The 26221-nt window shown below is 68.2% G+C and carries 22 protein-coding genes; 9 read left to right on the top strand and 13 right to left on the bottom strand.

Annotated features, from left to right (window positions below):
• Window positions 1–111 precede the first annotated feature (111 nt).
• Entirely contained in the window at window positions 112–4137 is a 4026-nt protein-coding gene (locus tag O1Q03_RS32285; protein WP_269508633.1) for a DUF3683 domain-containing protein, read from the bottom strand.
• A 577-nt stretch (window positions 4138–4714) separates the two neighbouring features.
• Between O1Q03_RS32285 and ilvA the strand changes: the two genes are divergently transcribed.
• Window positions 4715–6238 carry a threonine ammonia-lyase, biosynthetic gene (gene ilvA, locus O1Q03_RS32280; RefSeq protein WP_269508630.1) on the top strand — a complete coding sequence of 508 codons (1524 nt, stop codon included), beginning with the start codon at window positions 4715–4717 and terminating at the stop codon, window positions 6236–6238.
• 12 nt (window positions 6239–6250) lie between these two features.
• A complete protein-coding gene (gene queF, locus O1Q03_RS32275; RefSeq protein ID WP_269508627.1) occupies window positions 6251–7081 on the top strand; it encodes an NADPH-dependent 7-cyano-7-deazaguanine reductase QueF in 831 nt (276 codons plus the stop codon).
• Between the two features lie 52 nt (window positions 7082–7133).
• On the opposite strand, the gene O1Q03_RS32270 is transcribed toward queF, so the two are convergent.
• From O1Q03_RS32270 to O1Q03_RS32250, 5 genes are all read right to left on the bottom strand, one after another.
• Window positions 7134–7553, bottom strand: a complete 420-nt coding sequence (locus O1Q03_RS32270) for a bleomycin resistance protein (RefSeq protein WP_269508625.1) — start codon at window positions 7551–7553, stop codon at window positions 7134–7136.
• 114 nt (window positions 7554–7667) lie between these two features.
• The gene (locus tag O1Q03_RS32265) at window positions 7668–8105 is read right to left on the bottom strand and encodes a hypothetical protein (RefSeq protein ID WP_269508623.1); all 438 of its coding nucleotides are present in this window, start codon (window positions 8103–8105) and stop codon (window positions 7668–7670) included.
• Between the two features lie 177 nt (window positions 8106–8282).
• Entirely contained in the window at window positions 8283–8669 is a 387-nt protein-coding gene (locus tag O1Q03_RS32260) for a RidA family protein (RefSeq protein WP_006751946.1), read from the bottom strand.
• 124 nt (window positions 8670–8793) lie between these two features.
• Window positions 8794–10275, bottom strand: coding sequence for an N-acyl-D-amino-acid deacylase family protein (locus O1Q03_RS32255; protein ID WP_269508621.1), 1482 nt, complete (start codon window positions 10273–10275; stop codon window positions 8794–8796).
• Window positions 10276–10277: 2 nt separating this feature from the next.
• A complete protein-coding gene (locus O1Q03_RS32250; RefSeq protein WP_269508618.1) occupies window positions 10278–11213 on the bottom strand; it encodes a MurR/RpiR family transcriptional regulator in 936 nt (311 codons plus the stop codon).
• A gap of 121 nt (window positions 11214–11334) precedes the next feature.
• Here O1Q03_RS32250 and O1Q03_RS32245 point away from each other — a divergent pair, with 121 nt between their 5' ends.
• Both O1Q03_RS32245 and O1Q03_RS32240 read left to right on the top strand, forming a co-directional pair.
• Complete coding sequence (locus O1Q03_RS32245; RefSeq protein WP_269508615.1) at window positions 11335–12615, top strand: amino acid deaminase; 1281 nt, start codon at window positions 11335–11337, stop codon at window positions 12613–12615.
• 171 nt (window positions 12616–12786) lie between these two features.
• On the top strand, window positions 12787–13368 hold the full coding sequence (locus tag O1Q03_RS32240; protein ID WP_269508612.1) for a DJ-1/PfpI family protein: 582 nt from the start codon (window positions 12787–12789) through the stop codon (window positions 13366–13368).
• A gap of 149 nt (window positions 13369–13517) precedes the next feature.
• Here O1Q03_RS32240 and O1Q03_RS32235 read toward each other — a convergent pair whose 3' ends face one another.
• Together O1Q03_RS32235 and O1Q03_RS32230 are read right to left on the bottom strand one after the other, a co-directional pair.
• Entirely contained in the window at window positions 13518–13964 is a 447-nt protein-coding gene (locus O1Q03_RS32235) for a MarR family winged helix-turn-helix transcriptional regulator (protein WP_269508650.1), read from the bottom strand.
• A 26-nt stretch (window positions 13965–13990) separates the two neighbouring features.
• A complete protein-coding gene (locus O1Q03_RS32230; RefSeq protein ID WP_269508609.1) occupies window positions 13991–15586 on the bottom strand; it encodes an MDR family MFS transporter in 1596 nt (531 codons plus the stop codon).
• A gap of 108 nt (window positions 15587–15694) precedes the next feature.
• On the opposite strand from O1Q03_RS32230, the gene O1Q03_RS32225 reads away from it, so the two are divergent.
• Window positions 15695–16537, top strand: coding sequence for an EcsC family protein (locus O1Q03_RS32225; protein ID WP_269508606.1), 843 nt, complete (start codon window positions 15695–15697; stop codon window positions 16535–16537).
• Here the strand turns inward: O1Q03_RS32225 and O1Q03_RS32220 are convergent.
• Together O1Q03_RS32220 and O1Q03_RS32215 are read right to left on the bottom strand one after the other, a co-directional pair.
• On the bottom strand, window positions 16507–17469 hold the full coding sequence (locus tag O1Q03_RS32220) for an alpha/beta hydrolase (RefSeq protein WP_269508604.1): 963 nt from the start codon (window positions 17467–17469) through the stop codon (window positions 16507–16509). The two genes, O1Q03_RS32225 and O1Q03_RS32220, sit on opposite strands and share 31 nt — an antisense overlap.
• Before the next feature lie 97 nt (window positions 17470–17566).
• The gene (locus O1Q03_RS32215) at window positions 17567–18001 is read right to left on the bottom strand and encodes a CHRD domain-containing protein (protein WP_269508602.1); all 435 of its coding nucleotides are present in this window, start codon (window positions 17999–18001) and stop codon (window positions 17567–17569) included.
• A 545-nt stretch (window positions 18002–18546) separates the two neighbouring features.
• On the opposite strand from O1Q03_RS32215, the gene O1Q03_RS32210 reads away from it, so the two are divergent.
• The gene (locus O1Q03_RS32210; RefSeq protein WP_269508599.1) at window positions 18547–19512 is read left to right on the top strand and encodes a hypothetical protein; all 966 of its coding nucleotides are present in this window, start codon (window positions 18547–18549) and stop codon (window positions 19510–19512) included.
• A 19-nt stretch (window positions 19513–19531) separates the two neighbouring features.
• Here the strand turns inward: O1Q03_RS32210 and O1Q03_RS32205 are convergent, their stop codons facing one another.
• The 3 genes from O1Q03_RS32205 to O1Q03_RS32195 form a co-directional block, all read right to left on the bottom strand.
• Window positions 19532–20305, bottom strand: coding sequence for a class II aldolase/adducin family protein (locus tag O1Q03_RS32205; RefSeq protein WP_269508596.1), 774 nt, complete (start codon window positions 20303–20305; stop codon window positions 19532–19534).
• A gap of 240 nt (window positions 20306–20545) precedes the next feature.
• Window positions 20546–22171: a phospholipase D family protein gene (locus O1Q03_RS32200; protein WP_269508593.1), complete on the bottom strand. Its 1626-nt coding sequence runs from the start codon at window positions 22169–22171 to the stop codon at window positions 20546–20548.
• A gap of 231 nt (window positions 22172–22402) precedes the next feature.
• Entirely contained in the window at window positions 22403–23119 is a 717-nt protein-coding gene (locus tag O1Q03_RS32195) for a FadR/GntR family transcriptional regulator (protein ID WP_269508590.1), read from the bottom strand.
• A gap of 134 nt (window positions 23120–23253) precedes the next feature.
• On the opposite strand from O1Q03_RS32195, the gene O1Q03_RS32190 reads away from it, so the two are divergent.
• From O1Q03_RS32190 to O1Q03_RS32180, 3 genes are read left to right on the top strand one after another with little or no spacing between them, the layout of a single operon-like run.
• Complete coding sequence (locus O1Q03_RS32190; RefSeq protein ID WP_269508587.1) at window positions 23254–24054, top strand: (Fe-S)-binding protein; 801 nt, start codon at window positions 23254–23256, stop codon at window positions 24052–24054.
• Entirely contained in the window at window positions 24051–24779 is a 729-nt protein-coding gene (locus tag O1Q03_RS32185) for a LutC/YkgG family protein (protein ID WP_269508584.1), read from the top strand. The genes O1Q03_RS32190 and O1Q03_RS32185 overlap by 4 nt, the downstream gene beginning before the upstream one ends.
• Window positions 24776–26221, top strand: coding sequence for a LutB/LldF family L-lactate oxidation iron-sulfur protein (locus tag O1Q03_RS32180; protein ID WP_269508581.1), 1446 nt, complete (start codon window positions 24776–24778; stop codon window positions 26219–26221). Before O1Q03_RS32185 ends, O1Q03_RS32180 begins: the two co-directional genes overlap by 4 nt.

The following is a 26221-nucleotide window of genomic DNA, read 5'->3' as shown; positions in this document are numbered from 1 at the left end:
TCCCGTCAAAAACCCCATTCCCCTCGCCTCCCCCTTGGGGCGGGGCGCCGGCGCTTCAGCGCCGGCGCCCGCTCCCAACCCAAGCCCCGCCGGGCGGTCGTCATGCCCGCATTAGACCAGCACGCGCTCGATCCCGCCATTGTTCGCGTGTGCGACATAGTCGGCCATCCAGTTCTCGCCGAGCACCTGGCGCGCAATTTCGACCACGATGTAGTCGGCCTCGAGGTTCGCGTCCTCGCTGTAGCGCGACAGGCCCTGCAGGCACGACGGGCAGCTCGTCAGGATCTTCACGTCCGGGCCGTTCGCGGCCGCGGCAGCCGGCGCCGACGCGTCGCCCGCCACCACGGGAATCGCGCGCAGCTTCGCGGCGCCCTTGCGGATCTCCTCTTCCTTGCGGAAACGCACCTGCGTGGAGATGTCCGGGCGCGTGACCGCCAGCGTGCCCGATTCGCCGCAGCAGCGATCGTTCTTCTCGATCTTGTAGCCGTCCTTCTCCGTACCCATCAGCTCGTTGACGAGCTTCACCGGATCCATCGTCTTGATCGGCGTGTGGCACGGGTCGTGATACATGTAGCGCGTGCCCGTGACACCGTCGAGCTTCATCCCCTTCTCGAGCAGGAACTCGTGGATGTCGATGATCCGGCAGCCCGGGAAGATCTTGTCGAATTCATACCCGGCAAGCTGGTCGTAGCACGTGCCGCACGACACGACCACCGTCTTGATGTCGAGGTAGTTCAGCGTGTTCGCGACGCGGTGGAACAGCACGCGGTTGTCGGTGACGATCTTCTCGGCCTTGTCGTACTGGCCCGAGCCGCGCTGCGGATAGCCGCAGCACAGGTAGCCCGGCGGCAGCACCGTCTGCACGCCCGCCTCCCACAGCATCGCCTGCGTCGCGAGCCCGACCTGCGAGAACAGCCGCTCGGAGCCGCAGCCCGGGAAGTAGAACACCGCTTCCGAATCGACGGTCGTCGACTTCGGGTTGCGGATGATCGGCACGATCTTGTTGTCCTCGATGTCCAGCAGCGCACGCGCCGTCTTCTTCGGCAGGTTGCCCGGCATCTTCTTGTTCACGAAGTGGATCACCTGCTCGACCACCGGCGGCTTGCCGGTCGTCGCGGGCGGATGCTGAGTCTGCTTCGTCACGACCTTCTTCAGCATGTCGTTCGCGAAGCGCTGCACCTTGTAGCCGACGCCCATCATCACGCCGCGCGCGACGTTGATCGTCTGCGGATTGGTCGCATTCAGGAAGAACATGCCCGCCGCATTGCCGGCGTTGAACTTCTTCTTGCCCATCTTGCGCAACAGGTTGCGCATGTTCATCGTGACGTCGCCGAAGTCGATCTTCACCGGGCACGGCGTCGCGCACTTGTGGCACACCGTGCAGTGGTCGGCCACGTCGTTGAACTCGTCCCAGTGCTTGATCGACACGCCGCGACGCGTCTGCTCTTCGTACAGGAACGCCTCGACCAGCAGCGACGTCGCGAGGATCTTGTTGCGCGGGCTGTACAGCAGGTTCGCGCGCGGCACGTGCGTCGCGCACACCGGCTTGCACTTGCCGCAGCGCAGGCAGTCCTTCACCGAATCGGCGATCGCGCCGATGTCGGACTGCTGCATGATCAGCGATTCGTAGCCCATCAGCCCGAAGCTGGGCGTGTACGCGTTGCGCAGGTCAGCGCCGTCGAGCAGCTTGCCCTTGTTGAAGCGGCCGTTCGGGTCGACGCGCTGCTTGTACGCGCGGAATTCGGCGATCTCGTCGTCGGTCAGGAATTCGAGCTTCGTGATGCCGATCCCGTGTTCGCCGGAAATTACGCCGTCGAGCGAGCGCGCGAGCTTCATGATGCGTGCGACGGCGGCGTGCGCGTCCTGCAGCATCTCGTAGTTGTCGGAGTTGACCGGGATGTTCGTGTGGACGTTGCCGTCGCCCGCGTGCATGTGCAGCGCGACGAACACGCGGCCGCGCAGCACGCGCTTGTGGATCGCCTGCGCTTCGTCGAGGATCGGCTTGAACGCGCCGCCGTTGAAGATCGCGCGCAGCTCCGCGCGGATCTCCTGCTTCCACGAGATGCGGACCGTGCGGTCCTGCGTGATGTGGAACACGGTCGCGCCCGGCTGCTCGTCCGCGCGATCGGCGAACTTCTCCGCGAGCGCCTCGTAGCCGAGCTGCACGAGGTAGTGCTGCGCCTCGCGCAGCGGCTGGTCGAGCCGGTCGCGCACGAATTCCCAGCGTGCGCGCACGCGCTTGAGCAGTTCAAGCGCCTGCTGCACGCGGTCTTCCAGCAGTTCGGCGCTCGGGATCTCGTTCGCGTCGTCGGTCTTGCCGAGCGGCAGGTTGCCGCCCTTGAAGAACGCTTCGAGCGCGTCGATCAGTTGCAGCTTGTTCTTCAGCGACAGCTCGATGTTGATCCGCTCGATGCCGTCGGTGTACTCGCCCATCCGGTTCAGCGGGATCACGACGTCCTCGTTGATCTTGAACGCGTTGGTGTGCTTCGCGATCGCGGCCGTGCGGCTGCGGTCGAGCCAGAAGCGCTTGCGCGCCTCCGCGCTGACCGCGACGAAGCCTTCGCCGCTCTTGCCGTTCGCCATCCGGATCACTTCGGACGTCGCCTGTGCGACCGCATCGGCGTCGTCACCGACGATGTCGCCGATCAGCACCATCTTCGGGAACGCGTTGCGCTTGCTCTTGGTCGCGTAGCCGACCGCGCGCAGGTAGCGCTCGTCGAGGTGCTCGAGGCCCGCGAGGATCGCGCCGCCCTGCTTCGACGTCTCGAACAGGTAGTCCTTGATCTCGACGATGCTCGGGATCGCCTCGCGCGCCTGGCCGAAGAATTCGAGGCAGACGGTGCGCGTGTGCGCGGGCATCTTGTGCAGCACCCAGCGCGCGGACGTGATGAGCCCGTCGCAGCCTTCCTTCTGCACGCCCGGCAGGCCGGCGAGGAACTTGTCGGTCACGTCCTTGCCGAGCCCTTCCTTGCGGAACCGGCGGCCTTCGATCTCGAGCATCTCGGTGCGCAGCAGCTTCTCGCCCGGCGCATACGCGCCGTCGAACCACTTCAGCTCGAAACGCGCGACCGCGATGTCGTGGATCTTGCCCTGGTTGTGCTCGTGGCGCGTGACCTCGAGCCAGTTGCCGTCCGGGTCGACCATCCGCCACCAGGCCAGGTTGTCGAGCGCGGTGCCCCACAGCACGGCCTTCTTGCCGCCCGCGTTCATCGCGACGTTGCCGCCGATGCACGATGCGTCGAGCGAGGTCGGATCGACCGCGAACACGTAGCCGGCCGCTTCGGCCGCTTCCGTCACGCGGCGCGTGACGACGCCCGCGCCGGAGAAGATCGTCGGCACCTTGTGCGCGACGCCCGGCAATTCGGTGAGTTCGACCGCGCCGAGCTGTTCGAGCTTCTCGGTGTTGATCACCGCGGAGAACGGCGTGAGCGGCACCGCGCCGCCCGTGTAGCCGGTGCCGCCGCCGCGCGGGATCACGGTCAGGCCGAGCTCGAAGCACGCCTTGATCAGCGCGGCGATCTCGGCTTCGGTGTCCGGCGTCAGCACGACGAACGGATATTCGACGCGCCAGTCGGTCGCGTCGGTCACGTGCGACACGCGCGACAGCCCGTCGAAGCGAATGTTGTCCTTCTGCGTGCAGCGGCCGAGCGCCTTGGTCGCGCGGCGGCGCAGGTCGGCCAGTTTCTCGAATTCGTCGGCGAACTCGTCGACCGCCCGTTGCGCAGCCTTCTCGAGCATCTCGACACGCGATGCGCGCTCGCGCCCCGCATCGTCGTGGTGCTCGGTCAGGTCGGCGCGGCGGCGCTTGCCGATCTCGGTCAGGCGGTGGTTCAGCGCCTCGATCAGCAGCGCGCGGCGCTTCGGGTTGTCGAGCAGGTCGTCCTGCAGGTACGGGTTGCGGCGCACGACCCAGATGTCGCCGAGCACCTCGTACAGCATCCGTGCCGAGCGGCCCGTGCGCCGTTCGGCGCGCAACTCGTCGAGCACCGCCCACGCCTGATCGCCGAGCAGGCGGATCACGATCTCGCGATCGGAGAAGGACGTGTAGTTATAGGGGATCTCGCGCAGTCGGGGCGCGGGGTCGGCGGCGACGGTGGCGGCCGCGCCGTGCGGATCGAAAACTTGTGGTGCGTTCATGTTCGGACGACTCGGAGGGCCGATACACCGTGAACGGGCGTCGGCAAGCGCGTACGCGCAATCTTGGGGAAATCTGTTCTGGTGCCAGGCGCGCGACTATCTCGCATGGGGCCAGGGCGGGTCTTCACTCACCGCTCCCGGTCGGCAGCGCCTGGCGGCACTCGGAGCCATCAGCACGATCGCGCGCGGCGCGCATGCCGTTCCGCCGCGGGGCTGGCTGCGCGCGGCGACGGCTTCAACGGGGCGATCCGAGGGTGCCTCTGCATCTTCCGAATCCTTGATTCAAAACGGAATTCTAACCCATGATCGGGCCGCCCGTGACACGCCGGACAGGCCGTGGGGCTATCGCCGCAACCCGCGCCACGCCTGGGCCTGCGCCGTTTTGCGGCGGCATTCGCCGTCCGTCCGGTCGGTAACCGTGCAGTTAAACCGGTAAAAAAAGGGGGGGCATCCGTCAAATGCGCGCGCGCGGGCCGCGCCGCGACGATGCGCCCGGCATGCCGCTTGCGTGCGGACGGACCCTTGGCGCTATCATTGATCCTTTACCGTCTGCTTTCCGCACTGCACGCGAGCGTCCATGGCATCCCACGATTACCTGAAGAAAATCCTGACTGCGCGCGTCTACGACGTCGCGCTCGAGACGGAACTCGAACCCGCCCGCAACCTGTCGGCACGGCTGCGCAACCCCGTGTACCTGAAGCGCGAGGACAACCAGCCGGTGTTCTCGTTCAAGCTGCGCGGCGCGTACAACAAGATGGCGCACATTCCGGCCGACGCGCTCGCACGCGGCGTGATTACGGCGTCAGCCGGCAATCACGCGCAGGGCGTCGCGTTCTCGGCGGCCCGGATGGGCGTCAAGGCCGTGATCGTCGTGCCCGTCACGACGCCACAGGTGAAGGTCGATGCGGTGCGCGCGCACGGCGGCCCGAGCGTCGAGGTGATTCAGGCCGGCGAATCGTACAGCGATGCGTATGCGCATGCGATCAAGGTGCAGGCCGAGCGCGATCTCACGTTCGTCCATCCGTTCGACGATCCGTACGTGATCGCCGGCCAGGGCACGATCGCGATGGAAATCCTGCGCCAGCACCAGGGCCCGATCCATGCGATCTTCGTGCCGATCGGCGGCGGCGGGCTCGCGTCCGGCGTGGCCGCGTACGTGAAGGCGGTGCGCCCGGAAATCAAGGTGTTCGGTGTGCAGGCCGAGGATTCGTGCGCGATGGCGCAGTCGCTGCAGAAGGGCGAGCGCGTCGAGCTGAGCGAAGTCGGCCTGTTCGCGGACGGCACCGCGGTGAAGCTCGTCGGCGAGGAAACCTTCCGGCTGTGCCGCGAATTCCTCGACGGCGTCGTGACGGTCGACACCGACGCACTGTGCGCGGCGATCAAGGACGTGTTCCAGGATACGCGCAGCGTGCTCGAGCCGTCGGGTGCGCTCGCGGTCGCGGGCGCGAAGCGCTACGCGGAGCGCGAAGGGATCGAGAACCAGACGCTCGTCGCGGTCACGTCGGGCGCGAACATGAACTTCGACCGGATGCGCTTCGTCGCCGAACGCGCGGAAGTCGGTGAAGCGCGCGAAGCCGTGTTCGCGGTCACGATCCCCGAGGAGCGCGGCAGCTTCAAGCGCTTCTGCTCGCTCGTCGGCGACCGCAACGTCACCGAGTTCAACTACCGGATCGCCGATGCGCAGTCCGCGCATATCTTCGTCGGCGTGCAGATCAAGCGCCGCGGCGAGTCGGCCGAGATCGCCGCGAACTTCGAGTCGCACGGCTTCAAGAGCGTCGATTTGACGCACGACGAGCTGTCGAAGGAACATATCCGCTACATGGTCGGCGGCCGCTCGCCGCTCGCGCTGGACGAACGCCTGTTCCGCTTCGAATTCCCGGAACGGCCGGGCGCGCTGATGAAGTTCCTGTCGTCGATGGCGCCGGACTGGAACATCAGCCTGTTCCACTACCGCAACCAGGGCGCGGACTACAGCTCGATCCTCGTCGGGCTGCAGGTGCCGCAGGCCGATCACACCGAGTTCGAACGCTTCCTCGCGGCGCTCGGCTATCCGTATGTCGAAGAGAGCGCCAATCCGGCTTATCGCCTCTTCCTGTCGTAAAGGCGTCACGCAATGAATCCCGAACATTCCCCGCTCGGCAAGGCCACCGTCTACGCAACGCAGTACGACGCGTCGCTGCTGTTCCCGATCCCGCGCGCCGGTGCGCGCGAGCAGCTCGGCATCACGTCGGCGCTGCCGTTCTTCGGCACCGACATCTGGAACGCGTACGAGCTGTCGTGGCTCAATGCGCGAGGCAAGCCGCAGGTCGCGGTCGCGACGTTCTACGTGCCGGCCGAGTCGCCGAGCATCGTCGAATCGAAGTCGTTCAAGCTGTATCTCGGCTCGTTCGCGCAATCGAAGTTCGACTCGCTCGACGCGGTGCGCGACGTGCTCAAGCGCGACGTGTCGGCCGCGTGCGGCGCGAGCGTGTCGGTGCAGCTCGTGTCGCCGCACGATTTCGGCAAGCTCGAGATGGACGAACTCGACGGGCTGTCGCTCGACCGGCTCGACCTCGACACCGACGTGTACGAACCCGATCCGTCGCTGCTGTCGGCGGCCGACGCCGAGGACGAAGCGCCGGTCGAGGAGACGCTCGTGTCCGACCTGCTGCGTTCGAACTGCCCGGTCACCGGCCAGCCCGACTGGGGCAGCGTGCAGATCCACTACGTCGGCCCGCAGATCGATCATGCGGGGCTGCTGCGCTACATCATCTCGTTCCGCAATCACACGGGGTTTCACGAGCAGTGCGTCGAGCGCATTTTTCTCGACATCCTGCATGCGTGCAAACCGGTGAAGCTGGCGGTGTATGCGCGCTATACGCGCCGCGGCGGGCTCGACATCAATCCGTTCCGCACGAACTACAACCAGCCGATGCCGGACAACGCGCGGACGGCGCGGCAGTGAAACCCGCCGGCGGCCGTTCGCCTGCCCGTTGCGGGTGGCGGACGGTCCGCGGTCAGCGTTGCGCCGCGCGCTCCGGCAGGATTTCCACCAGTCGCAGCAGGTAACCGTCGGGGTCTTGCACCAGCATCTCGATCTGGCCGTGCTCGATGTCGTCCTGCCGATACCACGAGGTTCGGGGCTCGACGAACAGTGCCACGCCCGCCCGGACGATCCGGTCATGGATCGGGCCGATCGAATCGACCTCGATCTGCAGATTGATCCCTCGCCCGAACGGCCGGTCCATCGGACCCGTCACCCAGCTTTCCGGACTCCGCTGCTCGAGCATCAGCTGGGCCGCCCCCATCTCGATATAAGCGAATCCGTCCTCCGGGCGTTCGAACCGGATTCGAAAGCCCAGCACGTCACGATAGAAGCGCACGCTGTTGGCGACGTCCGAGCAGATCAGCTCAGGTACAAGGGCAGCCCATTCCATACGGTTCCTTTCAGTCGTTCGTGCAGCACGTTACACGAACGGACGGGAAATGAAGGGGCGCTCGCGGGCGCTTTGCGGGCCGCCAGCACCGCCTGCTTGCGGAAGAAGTGCTCGCTAGTTCGGCGCGAATACGTCGGTTCGGCACTTCGGACAATACAGGTAGATTGTTCGACCATCGGGCTCGGTAATGAAGCCTCGCCTTGCCTGGTCTATCGTCCATTTCACCGTGCTGCCGTCCACGAAACGTGCGTTGCCTTCGGCATAGCAATTCGCCGCATCCAGATCATGGCTGTACGCCCGCTCCGTTACGCGGTTCGCACGCTTGAAAAACGCGCTGACATCCGCCTGCCGAAGAACGAACGCACGACACGTCTCTGCCGTTTCATCCCCGCTGATATCGGCCGACCACGCACCGTTCCTGACGATTTCGACTGACTCCGGCACGACAGCGGGGACTGCCCCGCCACGCGACACCCTGTCGGACAGCGTGCCTGCAACCGCACTGTGGCCGACCAAGAGCGTCAACATCAACATTGCGATCCGAATCACCATTGCACCCTCGCCACCTCCGTCCGGTTCGTCCGCGATACCACCGGGTGACGAAAAACCTCTGTCATCGGAACATTCAGCGTTACAGAAAGTTCAGCGGCTTCGTGTCCGCCGCCACGAGGCTTTGGGAGGATCTTGGCCAGACCGGCGACGAGTTCTACAGCTTCTGCCCTCGCCGCGTTACTTCGCCGGCGCCTTGTAAGCGATGCAATCGACCTCGACCTTGCAGTCGATGACCATGCTCGATTGCACGCACGCGCGTGCCGGCGGGTGCTCGCCGAAGTACGACACGAACACCTTGTTGAACGACGCGAAATCGCGTGCGTCGTCGAGCCACACGCCGCAGCGCACGACGTGCTCGAGGCCGTAACCGGCCTCCTTCAGGATCGCGATCACGTTCTCGATCGTCTGCTTCGACTGCGTGACGATCCCGCCTTCGACGACCTCGCCGTTCACCATCGGCGTCTGGCCCGACACGTACAGCCAGCCGTCGGCCTCGACCGCACGCGCAAACGGCATCACCTGGCCGCCGGTACCCTTCGCTTCGCCCACGCCATATCGCTTCATCGTTTCACTCCTTGTTTGTCGGCCGGAGCCGGCGCTTCAGCGCCTCTCCCGCCCCATGCAACGCACGGTTGCGGATGCGCGCGCCGACCCTTGGCGCGCGCGGCAGATCGAATCAAAACCGCGCTCAGAACGCGGCGTCGGCACTCGCCGGCACGCGCTCGCCGCGCGCAACGAAACCGCCGGCGCGCTCGCCGGTCGGCTGGCCGTTCTCGTAGGTCAGCACGCCGTTTACCCACACCGCGTCGATCCCGTGCGCGGGCTGCTGCGGCTTCTCGAACGTCGCCGCGTCGATCACACTCGCCGGATCGAACAGCACCAGATCCGCGTGGTAGCCGACGTGCACTTCGCCGCGCTTCGCGATGCCATAGCGGCGCGCGGACAGCGACGTCATCTTGCGGATCGCTTCCTCGAGCGGCAGCAGGTTGGTGTCGCGCACGTAATGGCCGAGCACGCGCGGGAACGCGCCCCACAGCCGCGGATGCGGCAGCGGATCATTCGGCAGGCCGTCGGAGCCGACCATCGTCGCCGGATGCGACAGGATCCGGCGCACGTCGTCCTCGGACATGTTGTGGTACACCGCGCCGGCCGGGCGGATCCGCTGCGCGGCTTCCTGCTCGGTCACGCCCCAGTCGGCCGCGATCGCCTTCAGCAACTTGCCGGCGACTTCCGGATGCGGCTCCGACCACGTGATCGTGATGTCGATGTCGCCCGTCACCTGCTTCAGGTCGAGCGTCGACGAACTGCGGCTGTACGGATAGCAGTCGCAGCCGATCGGCTGGTAGCGGCGCGCGCCTTCGAGCGACGCGAGCACCTCGGTGCTGCGCCCCCAGTTCGACGGGCCCGCGCACTTCAGGTGCGAGATCACGACCGGCACCTTCGCGTGACGGCCGACGCGATAGGCCTCGTCCATCGCGTCGAGGATCGCGTCGAACTCGGTCCGCATGTGGGTCGTGTACAGCGCGCCCGCGTTCGCGAGCGGCTCGGCGAGCGCCATCACTTCCTCGGCCGGCGCCGCGAACGCGGAGCCGTACGCGAGGCCCGACGACAATCCGAGCGCGCCGTTCGCGAGCGCCTCCTCGAGCTGCGCGCGCATGCCGGCGATTTCGCCGTCGGTCGCCGCGCGGTCGAGGCGGTCCATCTGGTTGTTGCGCAGCGCGGTGTGGCCGACGAGCGCCGCGACGTTCACGGCCGGGCGCGCAACGTTCACGGCCGCGACGTAATCGGCGAAGGTCGGATACCGGAACGCGCCGCGCTCGCCGAGCAGGTTCATCGGGTCGGGCGGATCGCCCGCGAGCGTCACCGGCGACGCGCTGATCCCGCAGTTGCCGACGATCACGGTCGTCACGCCCTGCGAGATCTTCGGCAGCATCTCGGGCGCGCGGATCACGTGCGTGTCGTCGTGCGTGTGCACGTCGACGAAGCCCGGCGCGAGCGCGCGGCCGTTCGCGTCGACGACGTTCTCGGCCAGCCAGTTCGACAGGTTGCCGATCGCCGCGATCATGCCGTTGCGGATCGCGACGTCGCGCGTGACGGGCGGCGCGCCGGTGCCGTCGTACAGCTGCGCGCCGATGATCAGCGTATCGGCGGCTTCGGGATGCGAATGCATGGTCAGTCTCCTACCGGTTGACGGTCTCCGCCGCCGCGGTGCGCATCGAGCGCGTGTTTGATGCGGCGCAGCGATTCCCGGCCCGCATCGCCGAGCCGCAGCGCGACGCCGGTGACGAGCACGTCGATCGCCATCATCATCGCGTAGCGCGATGTCGAAGGCTTGTAAATGAAATCGGTTTCGAACGCGACGACCGGGACCAGATGGTCGGCGAGCGTCGCGAGCGGCGACGCCGGCGCGGTGATCGCGATCAGCCGCGCGCCGTAGCGCTTCGCAAGCCGGCAGCTCTCGAGCAGCTCGGGCACGCGCCCGCTGACCGACAGCGCGACCACCACGGCGTCGCGCGACAGCGTCGCGGACACCATTCGCTGCAGCAGGCTGTCCTGGTAGGTCGCGACCGGCCGGCCGAAACGCACGAGCCGGAAACGCAGTTCGTCGGCGAGCGCGGTCGAGCCGCCGCCCTGCCCGTACACGTAGATCATCTTCGCGCCGGCGAGCAGGTCGGCGGCCGCGTCGAACGACGTGTTGCGCAGCAATTGATGGTTGTGCGCGAGCGCCACGCGGATCTCGTCGTAGACGACCGAAGCGGGGCTCGCGTCTTCCGCGGGCCGCTCGTCGGACGGCACGAGAAAGCGCTGGCCGACGGCCGCCGCCTGCGCGACGAGCACCTTCAGTTCGCGCACGTCGCGGCAGCCGACGGCCTTCGCGAAACGCGTGACCGTCGCGACGCTCACCTCCGCGTCGCGTGCCAGCGCGCCGATGCTCGCATGCGCGGCGCGCGCGAGATCGGCGAGGATGAACGCGGCGACCTTGCGCTCGGCTTCGCGCAACTCGGGCGCGCATTCGGCGATCCGCGCGACGATGTCGAGGACCGGCGGCGCGATCGGAACCGGTGGCTCGGCGCCGGACGAAGCGGACGGGGTAGCGGGCGTATTCATCTGCGGAAAAGGGGATGTGGAGCTTGATGTTACTAAATAACATCACCGCGCCGATGCTACTTTCTGTACCATCTGCATGTCAACTTCAGTGCAATGCATAGTGATGATGGAGCGGGATGACATGAAAGTTACAAACTATCAGGCACCGACGATCGATCCGTTGGGCAAGGGCCTCGGCAACGTACCGAGCGCGAGCGTGCCGCTCGACGACGCGAGCCGCCTCGAGTGGAACCTGCTCGCGGAAGACGTCAGCCTGCCGGCCGCGGTGCTGTACGCGGATCGCATCGAACACAACCTGAACTGGATGCAGGCGTTTGTCCAGCAGTACGGTGCCCAGTTCGCGCCGCACGGCAAGACGACGATGGCGCCGCAACTGTTCCGCCGCCAGCTCGCCGCGGGCGCATGGGGCATCACGCTCGCGACCGCGCACCAGACGCAGGCCGCGTATCACGGCGGCGTGCGGCGCGTGCTGCTCGCGAACCAGCTGGTCGGCCGGCAGAACATGACGATCATCGCGGGGCTCTTGTCCGATCCCGATTTCGAGTTCTTCTGCCTCGTCGATTCGGCCGACAGCGTCGACCAGCTCGGCCGCTTCTTCGGCGACGCGAAGAAATCGCTGAACGTGCTGATCGAGCTCGGCGTGCCGGGCGGCCGCGCGGGCGTGCGCGATGCCGCGCAGCGCCAGGCGGTGCTCGACGCGATCGCGCGCTATCCGGACACGCTGAAGCTGGCCGGCATCGAGCTCTATGAAGGCGTGCTGAAGGAGGAAGGCGAGATCCGCGCGTTCCTGCAGGGCGCAGTCGCGCTCACGCGCGAACTGGCCGCAGCCGGCCGCTTCGCGCGCACGCCGGCGATCCTGTCGGGCGCGGGCTCGGCATGGTACGACGTGGTCGCGGAGGAATTCGCGAAGGCATCCGACGCGGGTTTCGCGGAAGTCGTGCTGCGTCCGGGCTGCTACCTGACGCACGACGTCGGCATCTACAAGAAGGCGCAGACCGACGTGTTCGCGCGCAACCCGATCGCACGCAGGATGGGCGAAGGGCTGCTGCCGGCGCTGCAGCTGTGGGCGTACGTGCAGTCGGTGCCGGAGCAGGATCGCGCGATCATCGCGCTCGGCAAGCGCGACGCCGCGTTCGACGCGGGCCTGCCCGAGCCGGCGCGGCATTTCCGTCCGGGCCGCGACACCGCACCACGTGAAGTCGCCGCGAGCGAAGGCTGGGCCGTCACCGGGATGATGGACCAGCACGCATACCTGCAGATCCCGCCGGGCGCGGACGTGAAGGTCGGCGACATGGTCGCGTTCGACATCTCGCACCCGTGCCTGACGTTCGACAAGTGGCGCCAGCTGCTCGTGCTCGATCCGCAGTACCGCGTGACGGAAGTCGTCGAAACCTTCTTCTGACGCATCGCACGCGCGATCGCACCGCCCCGCCGCCGCGCGGGGCGGCCGTCACGCGCGCTTCAATCTGCCGGAGTACACTGCGCTTTCGTCCTCGGGGCCGCTTCGCTGCCGTTGCACCGTCTGCCGCACGCGGCGCGAACGGACCCTCAACGCTGTTCAATGGAGAAAGCCATGGCCGCGAAGAAGATCCTGTTCCTGACCGGTGATTTCGCCGAAGACTACGAAACGATGGTGCCGTTCCAGGCGCTGCAGGCCGTCGGCCATCACGTCGATGCAGTGTGTCCGGGCAAGCGCGCGGGCGACAAGGTCAAGACCGCGATCCACGATTTCGAAGGCGACCAGACCTACACCGAAAAACCGGGCCACAACTTCACGCTGAACGCGACGTTCGACGACGTCGACGCGGCCGGCTACGACGCGCTCGCGATCGCCGGCGGCCGCGCGCCCGAATACCTACGTCTCGATGCGAAGGTGATCGCGCTGGTGCGCGCGTTCGCGGAAGCCGGCAAGCCGATCGCCGCGATCTGCCATGCGGCGCAGCTGCTCGCGGCCGCCGACGTGATCCGCGGCAAGCGCATCTCGGCCTACCCGGCCTGCGCGCCCGAAGTGAAGCTCGCAGGCGGCGAATACGCGGACATCCCCGTCGATGCAGCCGTGACCGATGCGCCGTTCGTCACCGCGCCCGCGTGGCCCGCGCATCCGGCATGGATCGCGCAGTTCCTCGCGCTGCTCGGCACGCGCATCGAGCTGTGAACCAAGTGAAATGAGATGAGATGAAAGGCCGGCCGGCGGCGGGTTCGTGCGACGACCCGTGTGCCGGTCGCCCGCGGCCGGCGCGCACGCCGCTCCGTGCCGCGCTGCCTCCAACCCGCCCTGCTTCCCGCCCGTTCCCGCCGCACCATTCAGTGCGACGCCGGCCTCGACGCGACGTCCGCGATCCGCGACTCCAGCATCGCCAGCGCACCCGACAGCGCACCGAGCACGTCGTCCGGCAGTTGCGCCATCGTCTGGTCGAGGAATGCCTTGCGGCGCGGCAAACACGCGTCGAATGCGGCGCGGCCGGCGGCGGTCAGCGTCACGTTGGTCACGCGGTTGTCGCGTGCGTCGGACGCGCGCTCGATCCAGCCGAGCGCATCGAGCGACTTCAGCTGGCGCGTGAGCGCGCCCGGATCGATGCGCAGCACCTCGACGAGCTTCTTCTGCGACGCATGGCCGCCCAGCGTGTGCAGCGCGACCATGATCCGCCAGCGCGGCATCGGCTGTCCGACGTGCGTTTCGAACGCGGTCATGAACGCGCGATACGTGCGTCCGAATTGCTGCAAGATCGCGACGCGGTCCTGTTCTTCCATGCGCTGAGTTCTATTCATTCAATCGATCAATCGGCCGCGACATGCGGCTCGACTTTGCGCCGCAGCGCGATCGGCGGCACGCGGCGGCACTGCCACACCGACACGACGGCAACGACGGCCGCCATCGCGACGCCCACGTGAATCGCGCCGACCAGCGATTCGCGGGCCGCTTCCAGCAGCAGCGCGCCATTATGCCCGGCGCGCGTGAGCGCCGCGACGAGGCCGCCCTGCGCCGCGCGGTCGATCAGGATCTGCGGATCGGCGAGCTGCGCATGCCACTGCAGTGCGTGGTCGCTCGACAGCGCGTCGCGCACGCCGCTCGAATACAGCTGGTTGACGAGCGTGCCCGTCAGCGCGGTGCCGATCATCCCGCCGACCATCCGCAGCGACTGCAGCAGCGCGGTCGCGATGCCGAGATGCTCGCGGCCGGCCGTCTGCTGCGCGAACACGGTGAGGTTCGGCAGCACGAAGCCCAGGCCGATGCCGCCCGACACCATCAGCGCCATCAGCACCCAGGTCGGCGTCGTATGCGTCGACACGACGACGCCCGCGCACGCGATCGCGAACAGCACGAAACCGACGTGCAGCATCGCGTTCGGATTGCGGATGCGCGTGACGACGCGGCCGTTCATGATGCTGCCGATCGTAATGAACACGACGAGCGGCGTGATCACGAGCCCCGCCTCCTTCGGCGACATCCCGAAGCCGCCCTGGAACAGCAGCGGCGCGTAGAACAGCAGCGAGAACATCGAGAAGCCGGCGAGGATCGCGAGCACGAACAGCGCGGACAGCGCGCGGTTGCCGAACATGTCGAACGGCAGGATCGGCTGCGCGCAGCGCTTTTCCCAGTGCCACAAGCCGATGCCCGCGCCGACCGCGACGACCAGCAGCAGCGACGCCCAGCTCATCACGCCGTACTTCGGCAGCCATTCGACAAACAGCTGCAGCGCGCCGAGCGACAGCGCGATCAACAGCGCGCCGGGCCAGTCGAGCCGCATCTTGCGGTCGTGCTCGACGTGCCGCAGGTGCGGCAGGTAGCGCCACACGAACAACAGCGACAGGATGCCGATCGGCAGGTTCACGTAGAACACCGAGCGCCAGCCGAACGACTGGGTCAGGAACCCGCCGAGCGACGGCCCGACCGCGTTCGCGATGCCGAACGCGGAGCTCATCAGCACCTGCCAGCGCAGCCGCACGACGGAATCGGGGAACAGGTCGGGAATGCACGCGAACGCGGTGCCGACCAGCATCCCGCCGCCGATCCCCTGCAGGCCGCGCGCGAGCACGAGGTACAGCATGTCGTTGGCCATCCCGCACAGCACCGACGCGCCGGTGAACACGACGATCGACACGATCACGAACGGCTTGCGGCCGTAATAGTCGCCGAGCCGGCCGAAGATCGGCACGGTAATCACGGAACTGAGCAGGTACGACGTCGCGACCCACGCGTACAGGTCGAAGCCCCGCAACTCGGCGACGATGGTCGGCAGCGCGGTGCCGACGACCGTCTGGTCGAGCGCGACGAGCATGGTGACGAACGAGATCCCGATCATCGCCAGCAGCGATTCCCGGAACGGCAGGACTTGCCCGCTCGAATGGTGGGCGGCAGTATGGACGGCCATTTTTTGTTGGCGCAACTTTTGACGAGTCAAATAATCTCAAAATTCTAGCATGGCGGAGTAATCTAGGTTGGCGAGGGTTCAGGGCCGGCCCGGCCGAGAAGGAGAAAGATGGAACCGATTTCAATCACGCCTGGCGCGCCGCTGTCGCCGGAAGATCAGGACGCGCTGCGGCGCGCGAAACAGGTGCTGGAAAGCCCGTCGCTGACGATGAAGCTCACGCGCGTGCTGGGCGCGCCGGTCGAGAAAATGATCGCGCGGCTGCCGGACTTCGCGACCGGCAAGATCAACGACGCGACGCAGCTCGCGCTGCGCAAGTGCCTGAACATCGCGCTGCGCACGCTGGGCAAGCCGCAGACGCCCGATGCCGAACCGGAGAAGCCGAGCAACCTGCTGCACAAGCTCGCGGTCGCGACGACCGGCGCGGCGGGCGGCGCGTTCGGCTTCCTCGCGCTGCCGGTCGAGCTGCCGGTGACGACCACGCTGATCTTCCGCTCGGTGTGCGACGTCGCGCGCAGCGAGGGCGAGGATCTGGGTTCGGTGGATACGCAGCTGCAGTGCCTGGCCGTGCTCGGCATGGGGAGCACCGCGGACAAGCACGAAGACGAGGCCGATCTCGGCTACTTCGTGCTGCGCGGCGCGCTCGCGCAGGCGATTTCGAAGGCGTCGTCGGACATCACCGCGAAAGGGATCGCCGCGCACGGCTCGGCGGCAGTGTTCAAGCTCGTGCAGACGGTGGCGTCACGCTTCTCGGTGCAGGTGACCGAGCAGATGGCCGCGAAGTCGATCCCGGCGATCGGCGCGGTGCTCGGCGCGACGGTGAACACGCTGTTCATCGACCACTTCCAGCAGATGGCGCACGGCCACTTCACCGTGCGCCGCCTCGAGCGCAAGTACGGCACGGTGGCCGTGAAGGCCGCGTATCAGGCGATCGACGCGTCGCCGGCGGGCTGAACCGCCGGTTCGACCGCGACGCGGCGCAGGAACGCGGCCGCCCGGTCGAGTGCATCGCGCGCCTCCGGCACCATCGGCGTATAGAGCTGCCACACGTGCGGCATGTCCGGCCAGATCTCGATCTCGACCGGCACGCCGGCCGCCTTCGCGTGGTCGGCGACGCGGCGCGAATCGTCGAGCAGCACTTCGGTGCTGCCGACCTGGATGTACAGCGGCGGCAGCCCGGTGAAATCCGCATAGAACGGCGACGCGTACGGATGCGTCGCCGCCTCGTCCCCCAGGTACAGCTTGGCCGCGTTCGGCAGCGCCGCGCCCGCGAACATCGGGTCGCGGCCGTCGTTGGTGCGCATCGTGTCGCCCGTGCCGGCCAGGTCCGTCCACGGCGAGAACAGGATCGCACCGGCCGGCAGCGGTTCGCCGCGATCGCGCAGCGCGACGAGCGTCGCAAGCGCGAGGCCACCGCCCGCCGAGTCGCCGCCGAACACGATCGATTCGGGCGGCGTGCCGAGCGCGAGCAATTGGCGGTACGCGGCGAGCGCGTCGTCGAGCGCGGCCGGGAAGCGGTGCTCGGGCGCAAGGCGGTAAGCGAGCGAGAACGAGCGCCCGCCCGCGCGCTTCGTCAGGCCGAATACGATCGGCCGATGGGTTTTCGTCGAACAGAAGTAGTAGCCGCCGCCGTGGAAGTACAGCAGCGTGCGGCCCGGCCCGCGCGCGGGCGCCGCGTCGGCGCGTTCGAGCCACTCGCCGCGCAGCGGTGCATCGCCGGGGCCGTAGCATTCGCGCAGCCGGTAGCCCGATGGCACGCGGCGCGGCACAACCGTCCTGAGATCCGCGAAGCGCCGCGCGCGGGCAGGATCGAGCACCGGACGCGTGGTCTCGGGACGAAACTGCCGCCGCAGCAGCCAGCACGCGAACCTGCTTTGCCAACTCATCGAACGCACTCCGTCCTCACATGTGACGATGGCAGGTGCGCGCGCTCCGGCGCCGCTCGACGCGACGCTCTGGATCAAACGCGCCGCCCGGCTCGCGTCAGTTCGCCGGCATCATCTGGCCGCGGATCTCGCCGGACGGGTGCTCCTTCGTGTGGATGTTGAAGTACCACTTGCCGCTCATCAGCGCGGCGACCTGCGTGTCGGTGAGTTCCTTCGATCCCTTGATCGGGCTCGCGAGCTCGTCCTTCGGAATCGGCACCTGCACGCCCGCGTTCTGGCCGACCGGTGCGGGCCCGTGGAAATGCGCGGCGGTCGCCGGCCCCGTGAGGTGTTCGTAAGTCACCGTCCACTGCAGCAGGTGGCTGGCCGTGTCGTAGGTGGCGTCGACCGCGCCGGAGCCTTTCGTCGCGGTCGGCGGCACTTCGCTCGACGGTTGCAGGTTGGCGGACAGGCGCACCGTTTCGGCGGCGGCGCTGCCGGCGGCCAGCACGCCCGCGAGTAACGCCATCTGGAGCAAACGCAGCTTCGGCATGAATCCTCCTTGTACGACGTGGTACGCCACCCGGCCGGTGACGCTCCATGATGGTAGTCGATCGGCGCGGATCCGGCAGCCTGCCGCAACCAGGAACAGACCTTTGCAGCGCGGGCCCTGAATCCGCTCGCGGCGTTTCGCTACACTTCGTCTCACAGTTGCTTGTTTCCTTCGTCCGAAGGAGTCTGCGAGTATTCACGCGGCCATCCGGCCGCGTTTTTTTTCGCCCGTTGCGCATCGCATGCGGGCCACGCCGGCGTCGCCATGCACGCGGCTCTCGCCGGATTACCAAGCATCACCAATCAATTTTCGCGGTCCGGCTTCCGCATCGGACCTCGTGCCGCCGACCTGCGTGCGACGCGACGCCGCCCACCGCGCGCTATCACGATACGTAACAGGTTATTGTGCAAACCCGCGTCGACACGGGCTGGCCTGCACACGAAAATGGAGCGCGTATTGTCGTGACTGGAGAGTGAACCGTGCCGGCCCGTACCCCGCTACGCCGCCCGCCCGTCGCCGTCCGTGTCCGTGGCTGTGTCCCCCCGATGATGGCGGGCCTCTGCGCCGCAGCGGCGCTGTACGGCGCGCCCGCCGATGCGCAGGAATTCTCGCTGTTCGCCGGTTCGCTGTGGGGTGGCGACGACCGCACGTATTCATGGGCGTTCGACTATCAGGAAGGCCTGAGCGCGCACACTGCGCTCGGCTTCACCTGGTTCAACGAGGGGCACATTCCGAATCACCATCGCGATGGCCAGGCAATCCAGTTCTGGGGCCGCGTGCCGCTCGAGAACCGTCGCTTCGTGCTGTCGGCCGGCGCCGGCCCGTATCGCTACTTCGACACGGTGCCGGCCGCCGAGGGTCGTGGCTACTCGAACACGCACGGCTGGGGCGTACTGATGAGCGTGCGCGCCGCGTACTACACGTCGCACCGCTGGATCGCGCAGCTCCAGCTCAATCGCGCGCAGATATTCGGCGGCCCCGACACGACGTCGGTGATGTTCGGCGTCGGCTACCAGCTCGACGCGCCCGCTACGCCCGGCCCGCGCGACACCGCGCCGCCGCGCACGCGCAAGGTCACCAACAACGAAGTGACCGCCATGCTCGGCGAGACGATCCTGAACAGCCGCTCGTCGCCGTCGACGCTCGGCGGCAGCCTCGAATATCGACGCGGCCTCACGCGGTCGATCGACTGGACCGCGACGTGGATGTACGAAGGCGCGAAACAGGCGGTCCGCCGCAACGGGATCGCATCGGAACTCTGGCTCACGCGCGCGTTCCTGAACGACAAGGTCACGCTGTCGGCCGGCGCCGGCGCGTATTTCACCGTCAACCAGCGCAACCGCGAAGGCCAGCCGGGCCCCGGCGACGGCCGGTTCTCCGGCATCGTGTCGATCTCGGCCAGCTACCGGATCTCCGATCGCTGGCTCACACGCGTCACGTGGAATCGCGTGGTCACGCGCTACGACCGCGACACCGACGTGATCCAGGCCGGCGTCGGCTACCGCTTCTAGCCGGCGCGCGCCGCCCGCATCACGCGCGATAGCCGGGATCGATCCGGTCGACGATGCGCTGCAGCGCGTCGAACGCGTCCTGCCCGGCGCCGTGCTTCGGATCGAAATTCAGCGAATCGCGCACGCACCCTTCGAGTACGGGCGGCGCAATCGGCAACGCGTCACCGATCGCATGCGTCGCGACCTGCACCTCGCACGCACGGTTGAGCAGCCACATCAGCGAGAACGTCTGAGCGAGCGTCGTGCCGATCGTCACCGGCCCGTGATTGCGCAGCAGCAGCACGGGCCGCCCGCCCGCGCTCTCGACGATGCGCCGCCCTTCTTCGAGATGCACGGTGATGCCTTCGAAGTCGTGATACGCAATCTTCCCGTACAGCTGCGCCGAGTAGAAATTGGAGAACGACAGCCCGTCGCGCGAACAGCACACGGCCATCGTCGGCGTCGTGTGCACGTGCATCACGCAGTGCGCATCGGGGAGCGCCGCATGGATCGCGCTGTGAAACGTGAAGCCGGCCGGGTTGATCGGCCAGTCGGAATGGCCGATCACGTTGCCGTCGATGTCGATCTTCACGAGGTTCGACGCGCACACTTCGCGGTAATGGAGCCCGAACGGGTTGATCAGGAAATGGCCGTCCTCGCCCGGCACGCGCAGCGAGATATGGTTGTAGATCAGCTCGGTCCAGCCGAGGGTGTCGAAGATGCGGTAGGCGGCCGCGAGCTGCACACGCGCCTGCCATTCGGCTTCGGAGAAGCGCGCGGGACGCGCGAACGGCTGATTCGGTACACGTTGCATGGGGAACTCCGGTTGCGGGTGCGCGGCCGGCACGGGCCGCGGCGCGCATCGTCCAGCGTCGGCCGGCGCCGCATGCGGCGCGCACTGCGGATGTACGGCGCGGCGTTCGGCGCCGTTCCGGCCCGCATTGCGCGAGCGATCCGGCCGCGCGCTTCACGATACGCATATCGTTGCGCACACAACCATATCACCTTTGCCCGCGCACCGGTATCGCGGGTTTGACCCGAGCCGTTCCGGCCCTTACAACTGGTCGTCCACCGGCAGCAGCGTGAACACGCCGGTCATCAGATTGCGCAGCAGCCCCGCGCGCGGATCGACGTGATAGGTGGTCATCGTGCCGTTGTCCAACCCGGTCCACTCGAGTTCGGGCGCGCCCCACCCCGCCGGCGCGACGACGCTCAGGCGATAGCTTTCGTCGGGCTGCGTCGCTCGCGCGAACATCGCCGCGGCCTGCTGCGCGATCGTCGGGCTGTGGATCACGAGCGCCAGCTCCGTATTCAGGTGCGCGGAACGCGGGTCGAGATTCAACGAGCCGATCACGAGGATCTGCCGGTCGATCACGTACGCCTTCGAATGCAGGCTCGCCCGCGAACGCGAGCCGAACAGGCGCGCACGCGGCGGGCCCGCCTGCGCCTTGAATTCGTACAGCTCGACGCCGCGCTGCAGCAGCGGCACGCGATACGGCGCGTAGCCGGCCTGCACGGCGACCGCGTCGGTCGCGGCGAGCGAGTTGGTGACGATCGCGACGCGCACGCCGCGCGCGGTCATGTCGCCGAGAATCTTCACGCCCGCGTCGTGCGGCACGAAGTACGGCGAAAACGCGAGGAACTCCTTTTGCGCGGAGCGCGTCAGCTCGGCGAGGCGCTGCATCGGCGGGCTCACGTAGGTCTCGGTCGGCCGCGCGACCTTCGATGGCGCGTCGACCTTGAATTCGGTCGGCGCCCACACGAGCTCGAGCTCGTCGCGCGCGATCTGCTGCGCGAGCGGCGTCGCGTTCAGCGGCTTCGCGTTGTACGGATCGGCGTTCTTGCGCCAGTGATCGCGCAACTCGTCGCGCATCGCATCGAGATCCTTCGCGTCGAACGACTGATGATTCAGCACGCGCAGCGGATAGCTGCTCGGGCTCGCCCAGTAGTCGTCGAAGCTCTTCGAGATGTCGTTCGTCACGGGCCCGGCGGCCAGCACGTCGAGATCGCGGAACTGCAGCGTCGGGCTCGCGCTGAAGTATTCGTCGCCGAGGTTGCGGCCGCCGACGATCGCGAGCTGGTTGTCCGCGATCATCGCCTTGTTGTGCATCCGGCGCGTGAAGTTGTCGATGCGCGTGAAGAAGTTGGCCGTGCGCTCGACCATCCCGTGCTGCGACGCGCCGAACGGGTTGAACACGCGGATCTCGATGTTCGGATGCGTATTGAGCGCGGCCATGATGCGGTCGATGTCGCGGAAGTTCAGGTCGTCGACCAGCATCCGCACGCGCACGCCGCGATCGGCCGCGTACAGCGCGGCGCCGAGCAGCAGCTTGCCGGTCGTGTCCTCGGTCGCGATGTAGTACTGCATGTCGAGCGTCTTGGTCGCTGCGCGCGCGAGCGCGATGCGCATCTGCAGCGCGGTGGCGCCTTCGGGCAACAGCCGGAAGCCCGACTGGCCGGGGTGCGCGGCTTCCGGCGCGACCAGTGCAGCGCGCAGCGGCGTCGCGGCATCGGGCGGCAACGCGTGCGAGACGGGACGATCGAGGGACGTGGCGGGCGGATGCGTCGCGCAGGCGGCGACCAGCGATAGCAGCACGCAGACGGCCAGCGCGCGGGCCGGGCGGCACACGGCGCGCCACGTGAGCGCGGCCGGCGCGCGCCGGATCAAAGACGTGAGCACGAGAGCTTCCTCGACAGGCGGATCAATGGGTCCGCAATCGCCGCGGCGCGCGGCTGACGGGCGGTTCCGGCCGATTCTAGTGGGCGCCGGACGAACCGGTCAATCGCGCGGCCGGTTCGCGCGCCGCCGCCAGGCCGCGTGCCTGCGCGATGCACGGTGCCCGCCGGACCGCGAACCGCGGCGCGCGGGCGCCCGTCGGCCGGGCCTCCCGCGGCTGTGGCCCAACCAATCTCACGGCATATCGCCGCTTCGCTCGAAGTGGCTGCGCACGTAGTCGATATGGGTCTGCATCGCGGTGCGCGCCTCCTCGGGCCGGTGCGCGCAGATCGCGTCGCACACCACGCGGTGCTGCAGCAACAGCAGCTCGGACGCCTGTTCGTCGTGCGTCGTCATCCCCGCGACGTTGATCGAAATGTGCTCGCGCAACATTCCGATCACGCTCGTGTGCAGGTGCAGGAACATCGTGTTGTGCGACGCGAGCGCGATCGCCTCGTGCAGCTTCGCGTCGGTCGACGCCTCGACCGCCGCATCCCCGTTCGCATGCGCGGTTTCGAGCTCGCGCAGCAGCGTACGGATCCGGCGCCGGTCGTTCGCATCGGCGCGCAGCGCGGCGAAATACGCGGTCGCGCCTTCGAGCACGCGGCGGAATTCGAGGATGTCGTCGCGCAGCGCCGGATGGTCGGCGACCAGCTGGCCCCACGGCGACGCGATGCCGGCGCGCAACTGATCCGTCGCGTAGACGCCCGCGCCGCGCCGGCTCTGCAACAACCCGCGCGCGACGAGCCGCTGGGTCGCCTCGCGCACCGTATTGCGCGCCACGCCGTACTGCTGCGCGAGCACGCGCTCGGCCGGCAGCCGCGCGCCGGCCGGCCACGTGCCGTCGAGCAGCGCCGTCTCGATCTTGCGCATCACCACTTCGGTCCGGCCCCGTGCTGTCATCGCCGCCATCGCCGCCTCTCCATCCGGAATGTCCGTCGCGCCGATTGGCCCAACCAATTTGAGCTGCGGCGCCGTCGCGGGAATTATGCAGCGAAATCGTCGCCCTGCATTCGGATGCCGGGCGGCCGCCCCTGGAGCGAGACATGAACACAAGGCCCCACCCCGCCACCCCGCCCGCGCACGTCTATCTGTTCGCGACCTGCCTGGTCGACCTGTTCGTCCCCGAAGCCGGGCTCGACGCGGTTCGCCTGCTGGAACGCGAAGGCCTGACCGTCCACTATCCGCGCGGCCAGAGCTGCTGCGGACAGCCGGCCTACAGCAGCGGCAATCCCGACGAAGCGCGCCGCGTCGCGGCCGCCCAGCTCGACCTGTTCGGCGCGCCGTGGCCCGTGATCGTGCCGTCGGGCTCCTGCGCGGGCATGATCCGGCACCACTGGCCGGCGCTCTTCGCCGACGATCCCGTGCACGGCCCGCAGGCCCGCGCGATCGCGGAACGTACCTACGAACTCACGGAATTCCTCGTCCACGTGCTCGACGTGCGACTGGACGCCGTCCCCCCGAACGCCGGCCCGGAAGAACGCGTGGTGCTGCACACGTCGTGCGCGGCGCGTCGCGAGATGGGGACCCGCGCGCATGGCGTCGCGCTCGTCGACGCGCTGCCCGGCGTCACGCGCATCGAACATGAGCGCGAATCCGAATGCTGCGGCTTCGGCGGCACGTTCTCGCTGAAGCATCCCGACATTTCCGGCGCGATGGTGCACGACAAGGTCGCGTCGGCCTGCGCGACCGGCTGCGACCGGCTCGTGTCGGCAGACTGCGGCTGCCTGCTGAACATCGGCCACGCCGCGGCCAAGGCCGGCGCGGCGCTGCCCGTCGAGCATCTCGCGAGCTTCCTGTGGCGCCGCACGGCCGGCGCCCCGTCGCTGCGCGGAGACCAGCAATGAGCGCGCGCGACGCCATCCTCGCGCGCCTGCGCAACGCGGCTCCCGGCGTCGCCGCGGGCGCCGCGCCCGCGCTCGATGCGCGCATCGACACGCATTACGCGGCACGGCGCGCGCCGCTTGCCCGCGATCCTCACGCACTCGCGCAGACGATGCAGGCCGCGCTCGCCGCATCGCACGCGGACGTCTGGTGCGCCAGCGCCGATGCGTGGCCCGCGCAGCTTGCCGCGCGTCTCGCCGAAGCCGGCGTGCGCCGCTTGCTGCTCGATCCGGCCCGCGCCGAATCCGCGGCGCTCGCCCGCGCGCTGCCCGACACGGTTGCGCCGGTGCCGTTCGACCGTCCGATCGACGCGTGGAAGGCCGAACTGTTCGCGACCATCGATGCGGGCTTCACCGTCGCGCGCTCGGGCATCGCGGCAACCGGCACCGTCGTGCTCGCACCCGATCCCGGCACGCCGCGCACGGTATCGCTGGTGCCGCCGCTGCACATCGCGCTGGTGCATGCGAACACGCTGCACGCGGATCTTCATGCAGCCGTGCACGCGGAACGCTGGCACGCCGGCATGCCGACCAACGTCGTGCTGGTATCGGGCCCGTCGAAAACCTCCGATATCCAGCAGACCCTCGCGTACGGCGCACACGGCCCGCGCCACCTCTGGGTCGTGATCGTCACCGGACCGGCCACCGCCGAACCGAGCCCAACCGCCTGCCAGGACCTGCCGCGATGAGCGACCGACCGCTTCAATTCGTCGCCCCCGGCGACTTCAAGGCCCGCGCGCGCGCCGCGCTCGACGATCCCGCGCTGCGCAGCAGCTTCCGCGGCGCGATGGACTTCCTGCAAGGCAAGCGCGCGACCCAGTTCCCCGACGACACCGAGCTGCAGCAACTGCGCGATCTCGGCGAAGCCGTGCGGCAGCATGCGCTCGCGCAACTGCCGACGCTGCTCGAGCGGCTGGAAGCGAAGCTGACCGAGGCCGGCGTGCACGTGCACTGGGCCGAGACGGCCGCCGACGCGAACACGATCGTGCTCGGCATCGCGCAGGCAAGGAACGCGCGCCGCGTGATCAAGGGCAAGTCGATGGCGAGCGAGGAAATCGAGCTGAACCATTACCTCGCCGATCACGGCGTCGACTGCATCGAGTCCGACATGGGCGAGTTCATCGTGCAGCTCGCGGGCGAGAAGCCGTCGCACATCGTGATGCCGGCGATCCACAAGACGCGCCGCGACATCGCCGGGCTGTTCGAGCAGCACATCCCCGACACGCGCTACACGGAGGACGTCGACGAGCTGATCCAGACCGGCCGGCGCGCGCTGCGCCGCGCGTTCGCCGAAGCCGACATCGGCCTGTCGGGCGTGAACTTCGCGGCGGCCGACACGGGCACGCTGTGGCTCGTCGAGAACGAAGGCAACGGCCGGCTGTCGACGACCGTGCCCGACACGCACGTCGCGATCATGGGGATCGAGAAGGTCGTCGAGAAGCTCGAGCACATCGTGCCGCTGTCGAGCCTGCTCACGCGCTCGGCGACCGGCCAGGCGATCACGACGTATTTCAACCTGATTTCCGGCCCGCGCCGCGACGGCGAACGCGACGGCCCGCGCGAGCTGCACCTCGTGCTGCTCGACAACGGCCGCACGCAGGCCTACGCGGACGAACAACTGCGCGCGACGCTGCAGTGCATCCGCTGCGGCGCGTGCATGAACCACTGCCCCGTCTATACGCGCATCGGCGGCCACGCGTACGGCACCACCTACCCGGGCCCGATCGGCAAGATCATCTCGCCGCACCTGCTCGGCCTCGACGCGACGGCCGACCTGCCGACCGCGTCGACGCTGTGCGGCGCATGCGGCGAGGTGTGCCCGGTCCGCATTCCGATCCCGCAATTGCTCGTGCGGCTGCGCGCCGAGGCGAACCGCAAGCCCGACGAAGCCGTCGCGCACCCGCTGCGCGGCCAGGGCGCGAACTACACCCGCGCGGAAGAGCTCGTATGGCGCTTCTGGTCGGGCGCGTTCGCGCATCCGCGCGCGTATCGCGCATTCCGCTGGACCGCGACACGGCTGCGCGCGCTGACGCCTGCGAAGCAGATGGGCTGGACCCGGCACCGCACGCCGCTCGAGCCCGCGCCGCGCAGCCTCTCCGACCTGCTGCGCGCACGCGGCCAGCCCGAATAG

It is taken from the genome of Burkholderia sp. IMCC1007 (genome assembly GCF_027257875.1).
GTDB lineage: Bacteria > Pseudomonadota > Gammaproteobacteria > Burkholderiales > Burkholderiaceae > Burkholderia.
This window is presented reverse-complemented; position numbering and strand designations above follow the sequence as displayed.